The 19,929-nt window shown below is 61.9% G+C and carries 18 protein-coding genes; 7 read left to right on the top strand and 11 right to left on the bottom strand.

Annotated elements, in window-relative coordinates; genetic code table 11:
• Positions 1-121 precede the first annotated feature (121 nt).
• Complete coding sequence (carB, locus tag VWZ87_RS11690; RefSeq protein ID WP_416535016.1) at positions 122-3,481, top strand: carbamoyl-phosphate synthase large subunit; 3,360 nt, start codon at positions 122-124, stop codon at positions 3,479-3,481.
• Positions 3,482-3,709: 228 nt separating this feature from the next.
• Here the strand turns inward: carB and VWZ87_RS11685 are convergent, their stop codons facing one another.
• From VWZ87_RS11685 to VWZ87_RS11670, 4 genes are all read right to left on the bottom strand, one after another.
• Entirely contained in the window at positions 3,710-4,423 is a 714-nt protein-coding gene (locus tag VWZ87_RS11685) for a trypsin-like serine peptidase (protein ID WP_340546206.1), read from the bottom strand.
• 600 nt (positions 4,424-5,023) lie between these two features.
• A complete protein-coding gene (locus VWZ87_RS11680) occupies positions 5,024-8,068 on the bottom strand; it encodes an efflux RND transporter permease subunit (RefSeq protein ID WP_340546207.1) in 3,045 nt (1,014 codons plus the stop codon).
• 11 nt (positions 8,069-8,079) lie between these two features.
• On the bottom strand, positions 8,080-9,123 hold the full coding sequence (locus tag VWZ87_RS11675) for an efflux RND transporter periplasmic adaptor subunit (protein ID WP_340546208.1): 1,044 nt from the start codon (positions 9,121-9,123) through the stop codon (positions 8,080-8,082).
• 3 nt (positions 9,124-9,126) lie between these two features.
• Entirely contained in the window at positions 9,127-9,642 is a 516-nt protein-coding gene (locus tag VWZ87_RS11670) for a MarR family winged helix-turn-helix transcriptional regulator (RefSeq protein WP_416535015.1), read from the bottom strand.
• A gap of 208 nt (positions 9,643-9,850) precedes the next feature.
• On the opposite strand from VWZ87_RS11670, the gene VWZ87_RS11665 reads away from it, so the two are divergent.
• The gene (locus tag VWZ87_RS11665) at positions 9,851-10,975 is read left to right on the top strand and encodes a beta-ketoacyl-ACP synthase III (RefSeq protein WP_416535014.1); all 1,125 of its coding nucleotides are present in this window, start codon (positions 9,851-9,853) and stop codon (positions 10,973-10,975) included.
• An 86-nt stretch (positions 10,976-11,061) separates the two neighbouring features.
• Here the strand turns inward: VWZ87_RS11665 and arsH are convergent, their stop codons facing one another.
• Both arsH and VWZ87_RS11655 read right to left on the bottom strand, forming a co-directional pair.
• A complete protein-coding gene (arsH, locus tag VWZ87_RS11660) occupies positions 11,062-11,763 on the bottom strand; it encodes an arsenical resistance protein ArsH (protein ID WP_416535133.1) in 702 nt (233 codons plus the stop codon).
• Between the two features lie 52 nt (positions 11,764-11,815).
• Positions 11,816-12,277, bottom strand: a complete 462-nt coding sequence (locus VWZ87_RS11655) for a hypothetical protein (protein WP_340546211.1) — start codon at positions 12,275-12,277, stop codon at positions 11,816-11,818.
• A gap of 388 nt (positions 12,278-12,665) precedes the next feature.
• On the opposite strand from VWZ87_RS11655, the gene VWZ87_RS11650 reads away from it, so the two are divergent.
• Positions 12,666-13,265, top strand: coding sequence for a thymidine kinase (locus VWZ87_RS11650; RefSeq protein WP_340546212.1), 600 nt, complete (start codon positions 12,666-12,668; stop codon positions 13,263-13,265).
• A 96-nt stretch (positions 13,266-13,361) separates the two neighbouring features.
• Here VWZ87_RS11650 and VWZ87_RS11645 read toward each other — a convergent pair whose 3' ends face one another.
• The 5 genes from VWZ87_RS11645 to VWZ87_RS11625 all read right to left on the bottom strand — a co-directional run bounded on the left by VWZ87_RS11645 (position 13,362) and on the right by VWZ87_RS11625 (position 16,654).
• A complete protein-coding gene (locus tag VWZ87_RS11645) occupies positions 13,362-14,288 on the bottom strand; it encodes a 2-hydroxyacid dehydrogenase (protein WP_416535132.1) in 927 nt (308 codons plus the stop codon).
• 26 nt (positions 14,289-14,314) lie between these two features.
• The gene (locus VWZ87_RS11640; protein ID WP_340546213.1) at positions 14,315-14,653 is read right to left on the bottom strand and encodes a tRNA-binding protein; all 339 of its coding nucleotides are present in this window, start codon (positions 14,651-14,653) and stop codon (positions 14,315-14,317) included.
• Positions 14,646-15,473 (bottom strand): pyrroline-5-carboxylate reductase, encoded by an 828-nt coding sequence (proC, locus tag VWZ87_RS11635; RefSeq protein ID WP_416535013.1) that lies wholly within the window; start codon positions 15,471-15,473, stop codon positions 14,646-14,648. The genes VWZ87_RS11640 and proC overlap by 8 nt, the downstream gene beginning before the upstream one ends.
• 57 nt (positions 15,474-15,530) lie before the next feature.
• Positions 15,531-16,031: a YbjN domain-containing protein gene (locus VWZ87_RS11630; protein WP_340546215.1), complete on the bottom strand. Its 501-nt coding sequence runs from the start codon at positions 16,029-16,031 to the stop codon at positions 15,531-15,533.
• Between the two features lie 374 nt (positions 16,032-16,405).
• Positions 16,406-16,654, bottom strand: a complete 249-nt coding sequence (locus VWZ87_RS11625) for an accessory factor UbiK family protein (RefSeq protein WP_340546216.1) — start codon at positions 16,652-16,654, stop codon at positions 16,406-16,408.
• A gap of 96 nt (positions 16,655-16,750) precedes the next feature.
• Here VWZ87_RS11625 and lgt point away from each other — a divergent pair, with 96 nt between their 5' ends.
• From lgt to VWZ87_RS11605, 4 genes are all read left to right on the top strand, one after another.
• Positions 16,751-17,653, top strand: a complete 903-nt coding sequence (gene lgt, locus VWZ87_RS11620; RefSeq protein WP_416535012.1) for a prolipoprotein diacylglyceryl transferase — start codon at positions 16,751-16,753, stop codon at positions 17,651-17,653.
• Entirely contained in the window at positions 17,650-18,717 is a 1,068-nt protein-coding gene (locus VWZ87_RS11615) for a class I SAM-dependent methyltransferase (protein WP_416535011.1), read from the top strand. Before lgt ends, VWZ87_RS11615 begins: the two co-directional genes overlap by 4 nt.
• Positions 18,714-19,481 carry a peptidoglycan editing factor PgeF gene (pgeF, locus tag VWZ87_RS11610; RefSeq protein WP_416535010.1) on the top strand — a complete coding sequence of 256 codons (768 nt, stop codon included), beginning with the start codon at positions 18,714-18,716 and terminating at the stop codon, positions 19,479-19,481. The genes VWZ87_RS11615 and pgeF overlap by 4 nt, the downstream gene beginning before the upstream one ends.
• Before the next feature lie 195 nt (positions 19,482-19,676).
• Positions 19,677-19,829, top strand: coding sequence for a hypothetical protein (locus VWZ87_RS11605; protein ID WP_416535009.1), 153 nt, complete (start codon positions 19,677-19,679; stop codon positions 19,827-19,829).
• Positions 19,830-19,929: the final 100 nt, after the last annotated feature.

Below are 19,929 nucleotides of genomic sequence, written 5' to 3'. Positions count from 1 at the left end.
TGCGGCATTTCCAATTCGGTTTCCGATCCCCCTTGAACCTTTCGGTGCGGTCCCTATAACGCAGGACAATTTGGGCGCACGGGGGTGCCCATGACTCGCGCAAATCAGAGGGATTCAGGCCATGCCGAAAAGAACCGATATCCAATCGATCATGATCATTGGTGCGGGGCCGATCATCATCGGCCAAGCCTGTGAGTTTGACTACTCCGGCGCGCAGGCCTGCAAGGCGCTTCGTGAAGAGGGCTACCGGGTCATTCTGGTGAACTCCAACCCGGCAACGATCATGACCGATCCGGGTCTGGCGGATGCCACCTACATCGAGCCGATCACCCCGGAGGTGGTCGCCAAGATCATCGAAAAGGAACGTCCCGATGCGCTGCTGCCGACCATGGGGGGACAGACCGGTCTGAACACCGCACTGGCGCTGGAAGAGATGGGTGTGCTGGCGAAATTCAACGTCGAGATGATCGGCGCCAAGCGCGAAGCCATTGAAATGGCAGAAGACCGCAAGCTGTTCCGCGAAGCGATGGACCGGCTTGGACTGGAAAACCCCCGCGCCACAATCATCACCGCCCCGAAGAAAGCCAACGGCAGCGCCGACCTGGATGCAGGCGTGCAGATGGCGCTGGACGAGCTGGAAGACATCGGCCTGCCCGCGATCATCCGCCCGGCCTTTACCCTTGGTGGCACCGGCGGTGGCGTCGCCTATAACCGCGAAGATTACATCCATTTCTGCCGCTCCGGCATGGATGCCTCGCCGGTCAATCAGATCCTCGTGGACGAGAGCCTGCTGGGCTGGAAAGAATATGAAATGGAGGTGGTGCGCGACACCGCCGACAACGCGATTATCGTCTGCTCGATCGAGAATATCGACCCGATGGGCGTGCACACCGGTGATTCGATCACCGTGGCCCCGGCGCTGACGCTGACCGACAAAGAATACCAGATGATGCGCTCTGCCTCGATTGCGGTGCTGCGCGAAATCGGCGTGGAAACCGGCGGCTCCAACGTCCAATGGGCGGTGAACCCTGAGGATGGCCGCATGGTGGTGATCGAGATGAACCCGCGTGTGTCGCGGTCCTCGGCGCTGGCGTCCAAGGCAACCGGCTTCCCGATTGCCAAGATTGCGGCCAAGCTGGCGGTTGGCTTTACGCTGGATGAACTGGACAATGATATCACCGGCGTGACACCGGCGTCGTTTGAGCCGACGATCGACTATGTTGTGACCAAGATCCCGCGCTTTGCCTTTGAGAAATTCGCAGGCTCCGAGCCCTATCTGACCACGGCGATGAAATCCGTGGGTGAGACCATGGCCATTGGCCGCACGATCCACGAGAGCCTGCAAAAGGCGCTGGCGTCCATGGAGACCGGTCTGACCGGCTTTGACGAGGTTGCCATTCCCGGCGCCGAGGATGGCACCGATGGCAAGGCTGCGGTGATCAAGGCCATCAGCAAGCAGACCCCCGATCGGATGCGGACCATTGCCCAGGCGATGCGGCACGGGTTGTCGGATGATGAAATCCAGGCCGTCACCAAGTTCGATCCCTGGTTCCTGGCCCGGATCCGCGAAATCGTGGAGGCCGAGGCCGAGATCCGCGCCGAGGGCCTGCCACAGGATGAGCATGGGTTGCGCCGGGTCAAGATGCTGGGCTTTACCGATGCCCGCCTTGCGAAACTCACCGACAAGAGCGAGACCGACGTGCGCCGCGCCCGCCGTGATCTGGGCGTCAAGGCCGTCTTCAAGCGGATCGACACCTGCGCCGCCGAATTCGAGGCCCAGACGCCTTATATGTATTCCACCTATGAGGCCCCGGCCTTTGGCGATGTGGAATGCGAGGCCCGGCCGAGCGACCGCAAGAAGGTTGTCATTCTGGGCGGTGGCCCAAACCGGATCGGCCAGGGGATCGAGTTCGATTACTGCTGCTGCCATGCCTGTTTCGCGCTGACCGACGCGGGCTTCGAGACCATCATGATCAACTGCAACCCGGAAACGGTGTCGACCGACTATGACACCTCGGACCGGCTGTATTTTGAACCGCTGACCTTTGAGCATGTGATGGAAATCCTCACCAAGGAGCAGGAAAACGGCACCCTGCACGGGGTGATCGTGCAGTTCGGCGGCCAGACCCCGCTGAAGCTGGCCAATGCGCTGGAAGAGGAAGGCATCCCGATCCTTGGCACCTCGCCCGACGCCATCGACCTGGCCGAGGACCGCGAGCGGTTCCAGGCGCTGGTCAACCAGCTGGGGCTCAAGCAGCCGCATAACGGCATTGCCTCGACCGACGCGCAGGCGATTGAAATCGCAGCTGAAATCGGCTTCCCGCTGGTGATCCGCCCGTCCTATGTTCTGGGTGGCCGCGCGATGGAGATCGTGCGCGATATGGACCAGCTCAAGCGCTACATCGCCGAGGCGGTCGTGGTCTCCGGCGACAGCCCGGTTCTGCTCGACAGCTATCTCTCGGGCGCGGTGGAGCTGGATGTGGATGCGATTTGTGATGGCACCGACGTGCATGTCGCAGGCATCATGCAGCATATCGAAGAGGCCGGGGTTCACTCTGGGGACAGTGCCTGCTCGCTGCCGCCTTACTCGCTGTCCAAAGAGGTGATCGCCGAGGTCAAGACCCAGACCAACGCATTGGCCAAGGCGCTGAATGTGGTTGGCCTGATGAACATCCAGTTCGCGGTCAAACCTGACGCCGACGGCAATGACGTGATCTACCTGATCGAGGTCAACCCGCGGGCCTCGCGCACCGTGCCCTTTGTGGCGAAATCCACCGACAGCGCCATCGCCTCCATCGCGGCGCGTGTCATGGCGGGTGAGCCGCTGTCGAACTTCCCTAAGCGCCCGCCCTATGAGCCGGACGCAGGCTATGACGTCAACGTGCCGATGGCGGATCCGATGACCCTGGCCGACCCGGACATGCCGTGGTTCTCGGTCAAGGAGGCGGTGCTTCCCTTTGCCCGCTTTCCCGGCGTCGACACCATCCTCGGCCCCGAGATGCGCTCCACCGGCGAAGTCATGGGCTGGGACCGCAGCTTTGCCCGCGCCTTCCTGAAGGCGCAGATGGGGGCTGGCATGGTGCTGCCATCCTCGGGCCGGGCCTTTATCTCGATCAAGGATGCCGACAAGGGCACTTTGATGCTGGACGCCGCAAAAATCCTCGTGGAACAGGGCTTTACCCTGGTTGCCACACGCGGCACCCAGACCTGGCTGGATGAGCACGGCGTGCCCTGCGAACTGGTCAACAAGGTCTATGAGGGGCGCCCTCATGTGGTGGATATGCTGAAGGACGGAAACGTCCAGCTGCTGATGAACACCACCGAAGGCGCGCAGGCGGTTGAAGACAGCAAGGAGATGCGGTCCGTCGCGCTCTATGACAAGATCCCCTATTTCACCACCGCAGCCGGTGCCAATGCCGCCGCCCGCGCGATCAAGGCGCAGGCAGAAGGTGACGTTGAAGTGAAGAGCTTGCAGGGCTGATCTGCCGAGGCAGGCAGAGATCGAACCTATTGGAAGGCCCCGGACACCTGCGTCGGGGCCTTTTCTTTTGCCCTCGCCGCAACAGGCGGCCTGCTGGGAGGGCTGGGCAAAGGTTCGGACATAGGAAAACCCCGGAGCCGAGGCTCCGGGGTTTTTGGCTGATCAGGGATGGCCCGCCTCCTACAAACGCTTTTGTGGGAAACGGAGCGGAGGCCGGACAGCCCGTGCTCAGCCCGCGCGGCGCATCAGCGCACGCAGCGATCCATCAAATGGGGTGGCCAGTGAAACCCGTTTGCGACCCATCTGCGCCTTGGCAGAGATCACCGAGACCAGCCGCGGGGTGCCGCCCGGACGCATCTGCAACACCGGCGAGCCGGAGGCGCCATATTCGACACGGCAGGAGGTTACCAGCGTCGCGCTGCGGGTGGACAGGATCTGGCAGTCTTTTTCGCGGGCCGGTCGGGTGGCCTGGTTCACCGTATAGGACAGTACATCCACGCTTTCCCCCGGTGTCGGCGCAGCGGCAAGCACGAAGGGGCGGATCTCGCTGCCGGATATCGGGCGGTCCAGACGCAGCACCGCAATATCGCTGCCCGCTGCGCTGTTGCTGGACCAGCTGTGACGATAGCCGGGATGAACAACAGCCTTCACCACACGGCGTGACGCCTTGGCCCGGCGGCCATTGAGGCCGGCCTCGAACTTGATATTGCGCGGGTTTACCGCCTGCCCGGTCTGCGGATTATAGAGACAATGTGCGGCGGTCAGCACCAGATTTGGCGCGATGAGGCTGCCGGTACACATATTGCGCCCGCCAATATTAAGCCGTCCGACAGCTTCCCAGCCCTCGACGGCGCGCACGCCTGCGGATTGCGCCTCGGCAGGGAGGCTAAAGGTTGTACTCGAAATAAAGGCGGCGGCGATAAGTCCGATAATGCGTTTCATGGTCCACTCCAGTTTTTCCCACATCGCCATCATCAGGGTCTGCTGGGGCTGGAATGCGGCTTGGAGTTGTAGGGAGCTGTCAGAAAGAGGTGCAGAATGTGACGTGATTAACGTCCGGTTAACGCGGCCGATATTTGCGGCCATCACTGCGCCACATCTCTATATTTTCCTTAACCTTCCTGAACACTTTTAGAATAATTCCACTTAAACACATGAATAATTGTAACTTTTCCAGCAAGGATTTTGGTGCATTTTTTCCTGTGTCTGCTGATGTCGCATCGGAATTTGGAAAGGAATCATCGGGATTGAGGCGGAATTGGGTCGGCCATTTCCCCAATTGAGGCGTCACCGGGCGACTCGCTCAATGCGCGAAACTCTTAAGGCAGATGTCTGCCCTCCGCCTCTGCCTTGCCCCTGCCCTGACGGGCTGCGGGGGCCGCGATGGCAGGGTTCTCCCGTGATGCCTGACGCCACTGCACGCATCATGGGGACGACACGCTGTCAGCCGCACAGGGTCGCGCACAACCTGAGCGAGATCATTCGCATAGAAAAAGCCCCGGTTCTGCAACCGGGGCTTTTTCAGAGTTCAGCGGGGCGGGATCAGGCTGCGGCAGCCTGTTCGCGCTTTTCATCGCGGGCAAAGAAGATCAGGTAGAACACCGGCGCGGCCACCAGCGTGAGGATGGTGGCAAAGGCCAGCCCCCCCATGATGGTGATCGCCATCGACACGAAAAACGCGTCGGTCAGCAGCGGCACCATGCCAAGGATGGTTGTCACCGCCGCCAGCATCACCGGGCGCAGACGCGACACCGATGCCTCGACGATGGCCTCCCGCAGGGGTTTGCCCTCGGCCCGGACCAGATCGATTTCCTCAACCAGCACGATGCCGTTCTTGATCAGCATGCCAGAGAGGCTGAGCAGGCCCAGAAGCGCCGTGAAGGTAAAGGGCATACCGGTGCCAAGCAGACCAATCACCACCCCGTTGACCGACATCGGCACCAGCAGCCAGATGATAATCGGCTGACGGATCGCGTTGAACAGCAGTACCGAGATAAGAACCATGATCAGGATCGTCACCGGGAGCTGCTTGCCGAGGCTGGCATTGGCATCGGCTGAGTTCTCATGCTCGCCACCCCACTCCATGGTGTAGCCGGTCGGCAGCGACATCGCCTCGATGCTGTCCTTCACCTGGGCAAAGACGGTGGCTGCGGTCAGATCCGCCCGGATATCGGCACCAACGGTCAAGGTCGGCACCCGGTCCCGACGATGCACGAGGGTGTTCTCCACCACCACATCGACCCCGTCGACCATCTGCTCAAGCGGGATGAATTTGCCCGCCGCCTCTGAGAACACCAGCTGGTCCATCAGATTATAGGAGCTGTCAGCAGGTCGGCGCAGGACGATGGGGATCAGGCGGTCCCGCTCCCGGAACACGCCGGTGCGCAGACCGTCGGTCGAGAATTGCAGCGCATCAGCGATGGCATCGCGCGACACACCGGCTGTCTGTGCCCGATCGGTGGCATAGATCGGCTTCAGCGTGATCTCCTGCTCGCGCCAGTCCTGACGCACACTCAGGATGTCCTGCGACGCCTCTTGCAGCCGTTGCATGGCCTCGTCGCCCAGCTGGCGCAGCACGCGCGGATCAGGGCCGGCGAAACGGACTTCGATAGGCGCCCCCCCACCGGGGCCAAAAACCAGCCGCTTGGTGCGGAATTCGCCTTCGGGGAAGCGTCCCTGACCGAAGTCCTCCAGATCCGCCTGCAGAGCCGGGATGCCCTCAAGGCTCGTTGCGCGGATGATCAGATGGCCATAGCTGGGGTTCGGGTCTTCGGAATCATAGGTCAGCATGAAGCGCGTGGCCCCCTGCCCGACAAAGGTCGCGACCGTCTCTACATCGTCCCGTTCGGCCAGCCAGTCCTCAAACACACGCATATGCTCGGAGGTTGTCGCAATCGACGTACCCTGCGGCAGCTTGTAATGCACAAAGAACAGCGGCGTGTTGGAGTTGGGGAAGAACTGCTGTTTCACCTGACCAAAACCGATGAAGCACAGCACCGTGATCGCAAACAGACCCGGCACCACAAGCCAGCGCAGCCGCAGGGACAGGCGCAGGATATTGCCATAGGTGCGGAACAAGAGGCCGGAATAGGCATCCTGATCGTCGCCGGTACCCTGTTTGAAAAAGTAATGCCCCAGCAGCGGCGTCGCGGTCAGCGCCAGCAGCCAGCTGAGCAACAGCGAAATCCCGATCACCGCAAAGAGCGAGAACATGAATTCACCGGTTGAATCCGGGCTGAGACCAATCCCCGCAAAGGCCATGATCCCGATCACCGTCGCGCCCAGCAGCGGGATCTGGGTTTTCGATGCAGCCTCATGCGCGGCCTCGCGTGAGGTCCGGCCCCGGGCCATGGAGATCTGCATCCCCTCGGCCACGACGATGGCATTGTCCACCAGCATCCCCATCGCAATGATCAGCGCCCCGAGCGAGATCCGTTCCATTTCGATGGCGAAGATATTCATGAACATCAATGTGCCAACAACCGTCAGCAGCAGGGTGGCGCCGACAACAACAGCCGCGCGCCACCCCATGAAGACCGCCAGCACGATGACAACGATACTGACCGACATCGCGAGGTTCACGAGAAAGGCATTGGAGGCCTCGTCTACGACCACATGCTGCTGATAGATTGGCTTCAGCTCCACACCATAGGGGATCTGTGTGCTCAGCTCCGCCAGCCGTGCATCAACCCGCTGGCCGACCTCAACGATGTTTTCAGTCGCAAGGCCCGCAACCCCCATGGTAAAGGCCTCGACGCCGTCAAAACGAATGATCTGCGAGGGATCATCGAGGCGGCCGCGATGCACATCCGCCATATCAATGATATTGATAACCTCCCCCTGAGAGCCAATCGTCAGCCCGGCGATTTCCGTCACCGAGTCCGAGCCTTCGGGCGCGCTGATGCGTGTCTGGGCAGGCCCGTTGTCGACCTGACCGGCAGGGCGGACGGAATTGGCGGTGGCCAATGCGTTCGAAACCGCGCCAATCGGGATATTCTGGTTGACGGTGATCGCCATCTTCGGCTCGACAAAGATCGCCTCTTCCGGCAGGCCCGCGATTTCGACGTCGGCGACGCCATCAACCGCAAGAAGCTCTCGGCGCAGGAATGTCGCCAGCTGGTGGCGTTCGGCATCCGTGAAGCCTTCGGCGGTAACGGCGTAGAAGACCCCGAACACATCACCGAAACCATCGTTCACAAAAGGGTCGCTGACGCCGTCGGGCAGGTTCCGCGCCGCGTCTTCGACCTCTTTGCGCAGCTTGGTCCAGAGGCCCGGCAGTTCGGTGCCGTCAAAGGTGTCCTGCATTTCGACATCGATGCGCGACAGGCCCGGCTGGTTCATCGAGGTGATCTGCTTCACCTCCCCCATCTTCTGGATCGCTGATTCCAGTGGCTCTGATACTTCCAGCGCCACCTGCTCGGCGCTGGCGCCGGGGTATTGGGTAATGACTACAGCCTGTTTGATGGTGAAGGCCGGATCTTCGAGCCGCCCGAGGTTCAAGAACCCCCAGATACCGCCAAACAGGGCGGCCAGCATGATGATCCACGTATAAAGCGGCCGATTGATCGACCCGCGTGCAATGTCCATCTGATCCGCCCTCAGTTGGTGAAGCCGGTGAAGCGACGCACGGCCGCCCCGTCAGCAAGCGCGCTGCCACCGGTCAGCACGATTTCTTCGCCACCGTTCAGCCCCGAGACGATCTCGATCTGGCCACCGTCGGTGGCCGAGGTTTCGACCCTGGTCCAGGTGACGGTGCCCTCATCCGCGCCCTTGGGTGTAAACAGCATCACCCCGGTGTCGCCGTTGGCGGCGGGCACGATGGCGGTTGGCGGGACCACAATCGCAGACATGCCGGTATCTACGGTCACCCGTACAGAGGTCGAGGCCCCGGGGAAAATCTGGCGGTCCTCGGGCGGGTCAAGACGGAAGGTCACGCGATAGGTCTGGCCAACGCTGCTGGCCTCGGCGTCGAACTCAAGGATTTCCAGCGGGTAGGTCTTGTCGCTGCCGGGGAAGCTTGCCGTGATGGTCAGCGCGTCGTTGTCCTCGCCTTGCTGAAACAGAACCTCGGGCACATCGACCTCGATATGCAGCTCCGACATGTCGTGCAGGCGCACAATCGGGCTGCCGGCGCTGACGGTGCTGAACAGGGCGACCTCACGGCTGGACACCAGGGCATCAAATGGCGCGTTCAGCGTTGCATGTTCCAGCGCATAATCGGCATCCCTGAGCGCAATGCGGGCCAGTCCGGCCTGGGTTTCGGCATCGTCGATGGAGACCTGGCTGACCGTGCCGGTCAGCTTTTCCAGCCGCGTGACGGTTCGGTCCGCCTGCTCTTTTTGCAGCTGGGCCTGTCCCAGTTTCAGCTCGAACGGCTCCAGATCCAACTCCGCGACCAGAGCCCCCTTTGGCAGGAAAGCCCCCTCAGTGACAGGGAATTTCACAACCTGTCCGCCGACCTGAAACGCCAGATCCACCGTCTCTTTTGCCGCGACCTGACCGAAGAACTCGCGCTGGATCGGCACCGCGCCTGAGCGTGTTTCCATCAGTTTCACGGGTTTCAGGACGTTCTGGGCCAGTGTTGGCGTGGCCACCAGTAGCAACGCGGCGACCCCGGCGATGACTCTCGAACTCAGCTGCATGGGTTACTCCTTCCGACGCGGCTTCGCGTCCGCTTTAATGACTGTGTCATGAATCTTGGCCGACAAGGCCGCAAATTGTTTGATTTCCTCCGGGTCCAAACCGGAAATACGTTGGAACAGGTCCGTCATCGCCTCGACCAGATACTGGCGTTTGGCGGCGCCGTCGGGGGTGAGCGACAACAACCAGGCGCGCCTGTCCTGCGGATCCCTGCTGCGGCGGATCAGACCCTGCCGTTCCAGCCGGTCGGCGGCCGTGGTTACCGACGAAGGCACCGTCTGCAACATCCGCGCCAGCTCTCCCATCCGGCAAGGCGTGCCCAGACGCACCAGCACATGGCATTCCATCCGGCTCAGGTCTGGCAGGTCAACGGTGTCTTCGATGCAGGAGTCGATGCGCCAATAGAGCGCAAAGACACCCAGCATGGCGCAGACCTCCGGGCGGGTCTCAGCCTGATTGCCGTCCGTCGCGGTAACGCCGTCAGTTTGGGTGTCGCTGTCGTTGCCGGTTTGTCGAATCATACCACCATCGCCTTCATCGCGCATATACTTCAAATTTCGAACCATTCAAGGAGGGAAGCATTTTATTCATATCAACAATGCTCCGGGACGCCCTGATCAGGTTGACGTAGGGGCTGCGCCCGTAACGCCAAGGGCCTTGCCCTTGACCTCACTGGGGGAAGATGCCCAGATATGCAGCACTTTTGAAAACCACCCGAAGGTCCAGCTCATGTATACACCCGCCATCACCGGCACGGGCGTCTTTACGCCGTCACAGACGATCACAAACGCCGAGCTGGTCACAGCCTTCAATGCCTATGCCGATAAGGTCAATGCCGAGAACGCAGAGGCGATTGCAGCGGGTGAGATGGATCCTCTGGCGCATTCCTCCGAAGACTTCATCCTGAAGGCCTCCGGTATCGAACAGCGCTACGTGATGGACAAGAGCGGTATTCTTGATCCTGAGGTGATGCACCCGCTGCTGCGTCAGCGCAGCGATGACGAGCCATCCATCATGGCCGAAATGGCACTGGATGCCGCCAAGAAAGCACTGAAACAGGCCGGCAAGACTGCGGCGGATGTCGACGCCGTCATCTGTGCGGCCTCCAATATGGAACGTGCCTATCCGGCGCTGGCAATCGAAATTCAGGATCTTCTTGGCATCGAAGGCTTTGCCTTTGACATGAATGTCGCCTGTTCCTCCGCCACCTTTGGGATTCAGGCGGCTGCCGATATGGTGCGCTCCGGCTCCATTCGGTCGGCGCTGGTGGTCAATCCCGAGATCTGCTCCGGCCATCTTGAGTGGCGCGACCGCGATTGCCATTTCATCTTTGGCGATGTGGCAACGGCCACCCTGATCGAGCGCAGCGAAGACGCCAGCGGCCCGCATTTCGAAATCCTGTCGACCCGCTGCGCCACCAGCTTTTCCAACAATATCCGCAACAACAATGGCTATCTGCGCCGGTCGCGCCCGGATGGGGTCGCAGATCGTCGGGACATGCAGTTCATGCAGAACGGGCGCAAGGTCTTCAAGGAAGTGCTGCCGATGGTCAGCCAGCATATTGCGGATCACATGGAGGCCGAGGGCGTCAGCAACACCGAGCTGAAACGGCTCTGGCTGCATCAGGCCAATAAGACGATGAACGATTTCATTGGCAAAAAGGTCCTTGGCCGCACGCCAGAGGCCGGTGAACAGCCCAATATCCTGCAGGATTACGCCAATACATCCTCGGCAGGGTCGATCATCGCCTTCTCCAAATATTCGGATGATCTGGCCGAGGGCGATCTGGGGCTGATCTGCTCTTTCGGTGCCGGTTATTCGGTGGGATCGGTGATCCTGCGCCGCGCGGCCTGAGCCTGCCGGACCAGTTACCAAACGAATTCGGGCCTGCCGATCCTGGCAGGCCCTTTTTCAGTCTCGCCTTCAGCTCGCGTCCGGCGCTATTTCTGCGACACCCGCTGGTGCACGGCCTCGGCGTCCTCAACCCGCTCTGAGTAGCGGTCGACCAGGTAGTCCTTGCGACCGCGAGTCAGCCAGGTGAATTTCACCAGCTCTTCCATCACATCGACAATACGGCGATAGAACGGGCCTTCGGGCAGACGGTCCCCCTCGGCAAATTCCAGCCACGCCTTGGGAATCGAGGATTGGTTGGGGATGGTCAGCATCCGCATCCAGCGGCCCAGAATACGCATCTGGTTGACAGCGTTGAAAGATTGCGATCCGCCGGAGACCTGCATCACCGCCAGCGTCTTGCCCTGCGTGGTGCGAACACCGCCTTTCAGCGACAGCGGCAGCCAGTCGATCTGTGTCTTCATGATGCCCGTCATAGCGCCATGCCGTTCCGGGCTGGACCAGACCATTCCATCGCACCAGACCGCAAGATCGCGCAGTTCGCTCACCTTGGGGTGATCTTCGCTGCCGGTGTCATCGGGCAATGGCAGCCCGCTCGGATCGAAAATCCGCGCCTCGCAGCCCAGCGCGCGCAGGATCCGGGCTGCCTCCTCGGCAACCTTGCGTGAGTAGCTGACGGCCCGCAGGGAGCCATAGAGCAGCAGGATCCGGGGCGGATGCTGCGGGTCACCTGTCGCTGCCAGGCGGGCGATATCAATCTGCGGCAAGGCCTCGGCGATGAGCGCCGGCAGATCCTCCGCCACGCGCCCGTCAGCCGAAACAGCAGGCCCCGTCGTCAGTGTCTCAGCCACTTTCTTCTTCCAGATGCAGTTTCATATCCAGAAGCACCTGCTGCAGCATCACCGTTTCGCGCAGCAACCGCTTGGCCTCATTGATGGTGATGATCCCATCGGCCATGGCCTCCTGATATTCGCTCATCAATGTGGCAAAGCGCTGGCTGAGCGCAATCACATCCGCATTGACGCCACCGCGGCGCGCCTCTGAGGCCGGGCTGGCCTGACAGTAGGACAAGGTAATGTTCTTCAGATCCGCCAGACCGGAAGTCACATGCGGGAAGGAGGCCGCAGCTTCCAGTTTGGCAACGGCGTCGACGGGCATGAACCGATCGACATGTTCGGCATTATCCGAGTAATACCGCCCCAACGTCGCCTTGGATTTTCCTGTGATCTGGCAGGCTGCCTCGATCCCCACATCCTTGACCAGAGCCTCGGTGTGCTTTTTTAGATAAGTACCTATGTCTGCCATATAAAATCTACCTGCATATGACCGCGACCCCATCGGGGAAGAAACGCGTTAATTTCCCATTCACGACACTTAAAGGAAATGCAAAGCTATTTCTATCCCTAAGGTTTTTAAGGGACTTACCGCGCTGTTCCGGGTCGCGAGACAGGGAAACGCGCTGGGGGCGAAGGCGTGTTTCGTGGGCCTTCGCTGGTGGGCAATTTCCGTCCAGTTGGCGCCCTGCCGCAGGTGTCATGTGGTTCGTTTCTCGGGTTGTTTCGCCGCGAACCGGCATCCGCGCGCAGGGCGTTTTATCCTCAGGCCGAAAATGCCGTCAGCTCATCGGGCAATCGGTGAAGAAATGGTGAAGAAAACCGTTTCCTCCGACCGGCTCTGCGGCTAAATCAGCGCCATGGCCAAGCTTTACTTCCACTACTCCACCATGAATGCCGGCAAATCGACGGTGCTCTTGCAAGCCTCGCATAACTACCGCGAGAACGATATGGACACCTATCTGCTGACCGCAGCGCTGGACAACCGCGCCGGTCAGGGGCGGATCGCCTCCCGCATCGGGATCGGTGCCGAGGCTGACATCTTCCGGCCCGGTGAGAACCTGTTCGACAAAGTGACAGAGCGACTGGCAAGGGGCAGTGTTGCCAGCATCTTTGTCGATGAGGCGCAGTTTCTGTCGCCGGATCAGGTCTGGGATCTGGCGCGGGTGGTCGACGATCTGCGGGTGCCGGTTTTGTGCTACGGGCTGCGGGTCGATTTTCAGGGCAAGCTGTTTCCCGGCTCCGCCACCCTGCTGGCACTGGCCGATGAAATGCGCGAAGTCCGCACCATCTGCCACTGCGGTAAAAAGGCAACCATGGTGATCCGGCAGGATGAGAACGGTCAGACCATCACCGAAGGCGCGCAGGTGCAGATCGGCGGCAATGAAACCTATGTATCGCTCTGCCGTCGCCACTGGCGCGAGGCCACCGGCGATCAGCCCACCTCTGCTGCGGGCTGATCTGAAACGGCCTGCACCGAGCGGAGGCCGGGCGCGTCTGACGCAGCGCGGGGCGTTAGACGCCCCGACGCGATACGCTGGCGGTTACACAGGCAGTTACACGGGCGAAATCAACGGCCGACCAGCAAGGAAAGCCGCGACATTGTCCAGCGCCAGATGTCCCATGGCGCTGCGCACCTCCTCGGTGGCGGTGCCCAGATGCGGCAGCAGCGTGACCTGCTCCATCTGCCGCAGGGCCTCCGGCACCTCCGGCTCGAATTCATAGACATCCAGACCTGCCCCGCCGAGCGCGCCCGCCTGAAGGGCGGCGATCAGCGCCGCCTCATCCACCACCTCACCGCGCGAGATATTGATCAGCAGGGCATGAGGGCGCATCGCCGCCAGAACCTCTGCGCTGATCAAATGCCGCGTCTCCGCACCGCCGGGCACTGCAAGCACCAGCACATCCACCTGAGCTGCCAGAGCGGTCAGGCTTTCCGCGCGCGACACCGGGAAGCCGGGTGATTTGTCGCTGCGCGCCAGATAGCTGACCGACATGCCAAAGCCGAAGTGACAGCGCCGCGCGATGGCCTCACCGATACGGCCAAAGCCGACGATGCCCACATGTTTGCCTGTCAGATGCATCCCCAGCATCTGGGTGGGATGCCAGCCCTGCCATTCGCCGGAGCGGACCAGACGCTCGCCCTCGCCGGCACGGCGGGCGGTCATCAGCATCAACGTCAGCGCGATATCAGCCGTCGCATCGGTAACGGCGCCGGGGGTGTTGCTGACCGCGATCCCGGCCCGGCGCGCGGCCGCCACGTCGATATGATTGAAGCCGACACCGAAATTGGCCAGCAACCTGCACCGTGGCTGCGGCACGGCGGCAAAACTGCCTGCGTCGAACTGGTCCCCCAGGGTCGGCAGGACGATGTCGAAATCACGCAGCGCACGCTGGCGCTCATCGGCGTTCAAAGGGCTGGTCTGCTGGCGGATCTCGACATCGAATTCCGCCCGCGCACGCGCCTCAACCGCGGCTGTCATTGGCCGGGTAATCCAGAGTTTGCCGCTCAATGCATCCGCCCTCCCAATGGAACCGGTCCATCCGGACCAATCAGAACAATCTCTCCGGTGGCATCCGGCAGCCCCAGCACCAGCACTTCGGACATGAACTTGCCAATCTGGCGGGGCGGGAAATTCACCACGGCCATCACCTGTTTGCCCAGCAGCGTTTCCGCCGTGTAGTGGGCCGTCACCTGCGCCGAGGTTTTCTTGATGCCGATGTCATCGCCGAAATCCACCCACATCTTGATCGCGGGTTTGCGAGCCTCGGGGTAGTCCTCGGCGCGCACCACCTCGCCCACGCGCACATCGACCTTGAGAAATTCGTCAAAACTGATGTCAGCCACGGGACAGCTCCCTCGACCGGTTGGTGGCTGCTGCCACGGCGCGGCGCAGCAGCGGCGGAAAGCCGTCAGTCTCATCCATCAGCACCTCCAGCGCGGCCTGGGTCGTGCCATTGGGGCTGGTGACATTGACCCGCAGCTGCGCTGGCGTTTCCTCGGAGGCTTCTGCCAGGGCACCGGCCCCTGCGACGGTGGCCTTGGCCAGCTGCATCGCCAGATCGGCAGGCAGCCCCTCAGCCTCGCCAGCGGCGGCAAGGGTTTCGATCAGATGGAAAACATAGGCCGGGCCGGAGCCGCTGACGCCGGTGACCGCATCCATCTGCGCCTCGCTCTGCAATCGGACGGTCTGGCCGATGGCCTGCAACAGCGCATCGGCGCGATTTATATCCGCCTCGGTCGCGCGCATGTTGCCGATGAGCGCGGTAATGCCACGCCCGACGGCGGCAGGTGTATTCGGCATGGCGCGCACGATCGGCGTCTGCGCCCCCAGAAGTGATTCATAGGTAGCGATCGAGGTTCCGGCAGCAACCGAGATAAACAGCGTCTCGCCATTGCCCAGCTGTTGCAGCTGCGGCAGCGCCTCTCCCATCATCTGGGGTTTGACAGCAATCAGCACGATCCCCGGCGCCCGGTCACCGGCCTCTGGCAAGGGCGCATTGAGATGCACACCAGTCTGGCGCAGCCAGTCGGAAGGATTGGGATCAATCACCCAGACGGTATCCGGGTCAACACCCCGGTCAAGCCATCCGGCCAGCATTGCCGACCCCATCTTGCCGCAGCCCAAGAGCGCGATGCCCCGCGCTGCGATCTGTGATACCTGCATCTTTCCCCTCCCCTGATCGGATCTCCGGCACCATGCAGCGCCGGTTCGGGGAAAGGTTTACGCGCGCCCGTAAGCCTCTGCAATGGCGACCTGAAGCGCGTCGCGCGGCGATTGTCCGCCCCAGACCATCAGCTGGATTGCCGGATAGTAGCGCTCGCAATTGGCGACAGCGGAGTTGATCAGCGTGTCGATCTGCTCAGGGCTTGCCACCTGTCCGCCGGTCAATACCAGCCCATAGCGATACAGCATCAGCTTGTGATCGGGCCAGAAGGTAAAGCCACCGGCCCAGCACTGATCATTCATCTCGTTGATCAGCTCGTAGAGCCGCGGCAGCTGTTCCTTCGGCGGCTCCATCTCAAAGCTGCATACCATCCGCAGGGTTTCTTCATAGCCGGACCACGCCAATGTCAGCGAATAGGTGCGCCACTGGCCTTCCACCGCCATGGCGATCTGATCGTCGCCTATGCGGTCAAAGTCCCAATCGTGGTCCGAGGCCAAGTGTTCGACGATGTCGATAGGGTGAATTTCGTCTTCCAGAAAATGTTCGGAAAGAGCCATGTTGCCACCTCTCTGATCTCTAGCAAAAGAGATGCGGGGCACCCCCAATTGCTAGCGGCCTGCTCAATAAGGAGAGGGATTTACCCGTCCTCCTACCAGATATGGTGGAGGCACCAAGGCCGTCTGGCAACCCTTTATTTGGGGATAACTGCAATAAGTTGTGGACGAAAGGCGATGACCCTCAAAATATCGTGACAGTGCTGTGAAGAGAGGCAGCTGCGGGATCCTGCTGCGCCGGGTGGGAGTCTGCGACGCGGGCTTGGTCGCAAAAATGGCGCGCCACCCGGACCGGGCCGCACGCCAGCAAATGTTGCAGATCGGATATTTCAGCGCCGGGCGGCGGGCTGTGCCTGCCGCTCAGCCCTGGAACCGGATCACGCGGATTTATCCGCTTCCAGCGCGTCGAGCCGGGCTTTCAGCGCTTCGTTTTCTTCACGCGCCTTCTGCGCCATGGCGCGCACGGCGTCGAACTCCTCGCGGGTCACGAAATCGCGATCGGCCAGCCAACGGTCAATCAGCCCCTTCATGGCGGTCTCCGCCTCTTCCCGCGCGCCATGGGCCACACCCATCGCGTTGGTCATCAGCTGGGAAATATCATCCATGATCTTGTTGCGCGTCTGCATTGTCTTCTCCATGTCTGCCTTGACCCCTATATGGTCATCAACACCGGCGGCGGCAAGCCGTTGACACCGCAGCCCCCGCAAAGGCATTGACGGCACATGCACGCATTCATCCTCCAATTCCCCGATCTGACCCCGGAAATCTTCACAATTGAGCTGTTCGGCAGCCAATTCGCGCTGCGCTGGTACGCGCTGGCCTATATCGTCGGGATTGTCATCGCCTGGCGGCTGGCGGTCGCGGCGCTGCGGCGCCCCGCGCTCTGGCCCCACGCACAGCCCCCGATGAAACCGCAACAGGTCGAAGATCTGCTCACCTGGATCATCCTCGGCGTCATTCTGGGCGGACGGCTTGGCTATGTGCTGTTCTATCAGCCCGGCTACTACCTTCAGAACCCGGCCGAGATCCTGCGCATCTGGCAGGGGGGCATGGCCTTTCACGGCGGTCTCCTGGGGGTGATCATTGCCACCTGGATCTATGCGCTGCGCCACCGGATCCCGCGCCTTCAGATCGCTGATCTGGTGGCACATACGGTGCCGCCGGGCCTCTTGCTGGGCCGACTTGCCAACTTCAACAACGCCGAGCTCTGGGGGCGGGCAACCGATCTGCCCTGGGGGGTCGCCTTTCCCGGGCGCGCGGCGCAGTCCTGCGGGCAGGCGCTGGGGGAGATCTGTGCGCGCCACCCGTCCCAGCTCTATGAGGCACTGCTGGAAGGGCTGATCCTTGGTGCGGTGCTCTTGTGGCTGGTCTACCGGCGCGCGGCGCTGACCCACCCAGGCCGGGTGACCGGCGTGTTTCTGGCAGGCTATGGCGCGGCGCGCTTCGCGGTTGAATTCATGCGCCAGCCCGACGCCCAATTCGTAACCGCAGAGAACCCCCTGGGGCTGGCCTGGCATATCGGCGGCTACGGTCTGACCATGGGACAGCTGCTGTCGCTGCCGATGATCGCCATCGGCCTCATTCTGGTGCTGCGCAGCCGACGCATGGCGGTGATTCCGGCATGAGCCTGAGCGACCATATCACTGCCCGCATCCATGCCGAGGGGCCGATTTCGGTCGCGGATTACATGGCCGAGGCGCTGCTGCATCCAAGCTATGGCTATTACACCACCCGCGACCCGCTGGGGGCCAAGGGGGATTTCACCACAGCCCCGGAAATCAGCCAGATGTTCGGAGAGCTGATCGGGCTGGCGCTGGCACAATGCTGGCTGGATCAGGGCCAACCTCAGCGGTTCACATTGGCCGAACTGGGTCCCGGTCGCGGCACGCTGATGGCTGATCTGCTGCGCGCCACAAAAGGCGTGCCCGGGTTTCACGCCGCCATGCAGATTGCCCTGCTGGAGGCCTCCCCCACCCTGCGCGCCCGTCAGGCGAGGCAACTGGCAGGCCATGACCCGGTCTGGTACCCGAATATCGCCGAGCTGCCCGAGCAACCGCTGTTTCTAATCGCAAATGAGTTCTTTGATGCGCTGCCGGTGCGGCAATTTCTGCGCGATGGCGATGGCTGGCGCGAAAAATCAGTGGGTCTTCAGGATGGCACGCTCAGCTTTGGCCTTGGCGCGGTGGCGCCACAGCCTGCACTGGCGCATCGCCTCGAGGACACCCGCGACGGTGATCTGGTCGAGCTGTGCGAAGCCGCGCAACCGATGGTTCAGACCATCGCCACCCGGATCGCCCGCCACGGCGGAACCGCGCTTATTGTCGATTACGGCGATTGGCGGTCGCTGGGGGATACGTTGCAGGCCCTGCGCGCCCATGCGCCAAGCGATCCGCTGAAGGATCCGGGCAGCGCCGATCTGACCACCCATGTCGATTTCGAAGCGCTTGCACTGGCTGCGAAATCTGCGGGCTGTGCCTATAGTCGGCTGACCCCGCAAGGCGTGTTTCTGGAGCGTCTGGGCATCACCGATCGGGCACAGGCGCTGGCGGCGCGGCTAAACGGCGACGCGCTGCAATCTCTGATTGCGGCGCATCGACGGTTGACGCATCCTGAGGAAATGGGAAACCTGTTCAAGATACTGGGGATTTTCCCCGAAGAGACCGCACCCCCACCGGGATTGAACGCATGACGCTGGAAATTCTCATCTCCGAGCTGCTCAATGGCACCAAACACGGCTTCTTTACCCGTCGCGGCGGGGCCTCTTCGGGTATTTTTGCCGGATTGAATTGCGGGCTTGGCTCGTCGGATCAGCGCGAAGCGGTGCAGATCAACCGGATGCGCGTCGCCGCAGCGATGGAAGCATCGCCCGAGGCGCTTGGCCGGGTGAATCAGGTGCATTCCGCCAATGTCCTGACCATCTCCGATCCCCGGCAGGACAATATTCAGGGCGATATTCAGGCTGATGCCATGGTCACCAATGTGCCCGGCGTGGTGCTGTCGATCCTGACCGCCGACTGCCAGCCGGTTCTGTTTCACGACCCGGAGGCCAATGTGGTCGGCGCAGCTCATGCCGGGTGGCGCGGCACGCTTGATGGCGTGCTGGAGGCCACATTGGACGCGATGGAACAGCTGGGCGCGCGGCGGCAGGCCACCCGCGCGGTTATCGGCCCGTCGATCTCGCAGCGCGCCTATGAGGTCGGCCCTGAGTTCTTTGACGACTTCATGATGCAGGATCCGGAAAACGCACGGTTTTTTGCCAATGGCGAGGGCGATCGCTACCTCTTTGATCTGCCCTCTCTGGGTCTGCACAAACTGCGCAGCGCCGGCGTGGCCGAGGCCGCATGGACCGGGCATTGCACCTACTCTGACCCGGAACGGTTCTATTCCTTCCGCCGCGCGACCCATCACAAAGAGGTCGACTACGGGCGCCTGATCTCCTGCATTCGCCTGTAGGCGCCGTGACCTGCAATTCGCGGCCCAATGTGACCACCGAAGCACGCCCGCGCGGGGGCTGAGTGCGCGCGGATCACTGCGGCGTTCCTGTGATTTCCACAGATCGGCCACATTCCCGGCGCATTGGCAGGCGACAAAAGACGGGACTAAAGCGCGGGCCGCAGAATGCTGCCCCGCTCCTACAGGAGACGCCTCATGAAACCAAAAACGCGCTTCATCAAATCCATTGTAGCTGCCGCCAAGACCGAAGAGGTGCGCCTACCCTGGACGCGTGGCGCCACCCGGCAGATCGCGATTGAGCGGCGTCGCGAGACTCTCCGGCGCCCGGCCCAGGCCAAGAGCGCCTGAGATCATTGAAGAGGCGTCCCTGCAATCTCGACGGCCCGCTCTCACGACGGGGCCGGGAATACCCGCCTGACACCGTCCACCGGTGATCACCTCTGGCGGC

The sequence above is a fragment of the Phaeobacter sp. JH20_37 genome (assembly GCF_048056015.1).
GTDB classification, from domain to species: Bacteria; Pseudomonadota; Alphaproteobacteria; order Rhodobacterales; family Rhodobacteraceae; genus Phaeobacter; species Phaeobacter bryozoorum.
This window is presented reverse-complemented; position numbering and strand designations above follow the sequence as displayed.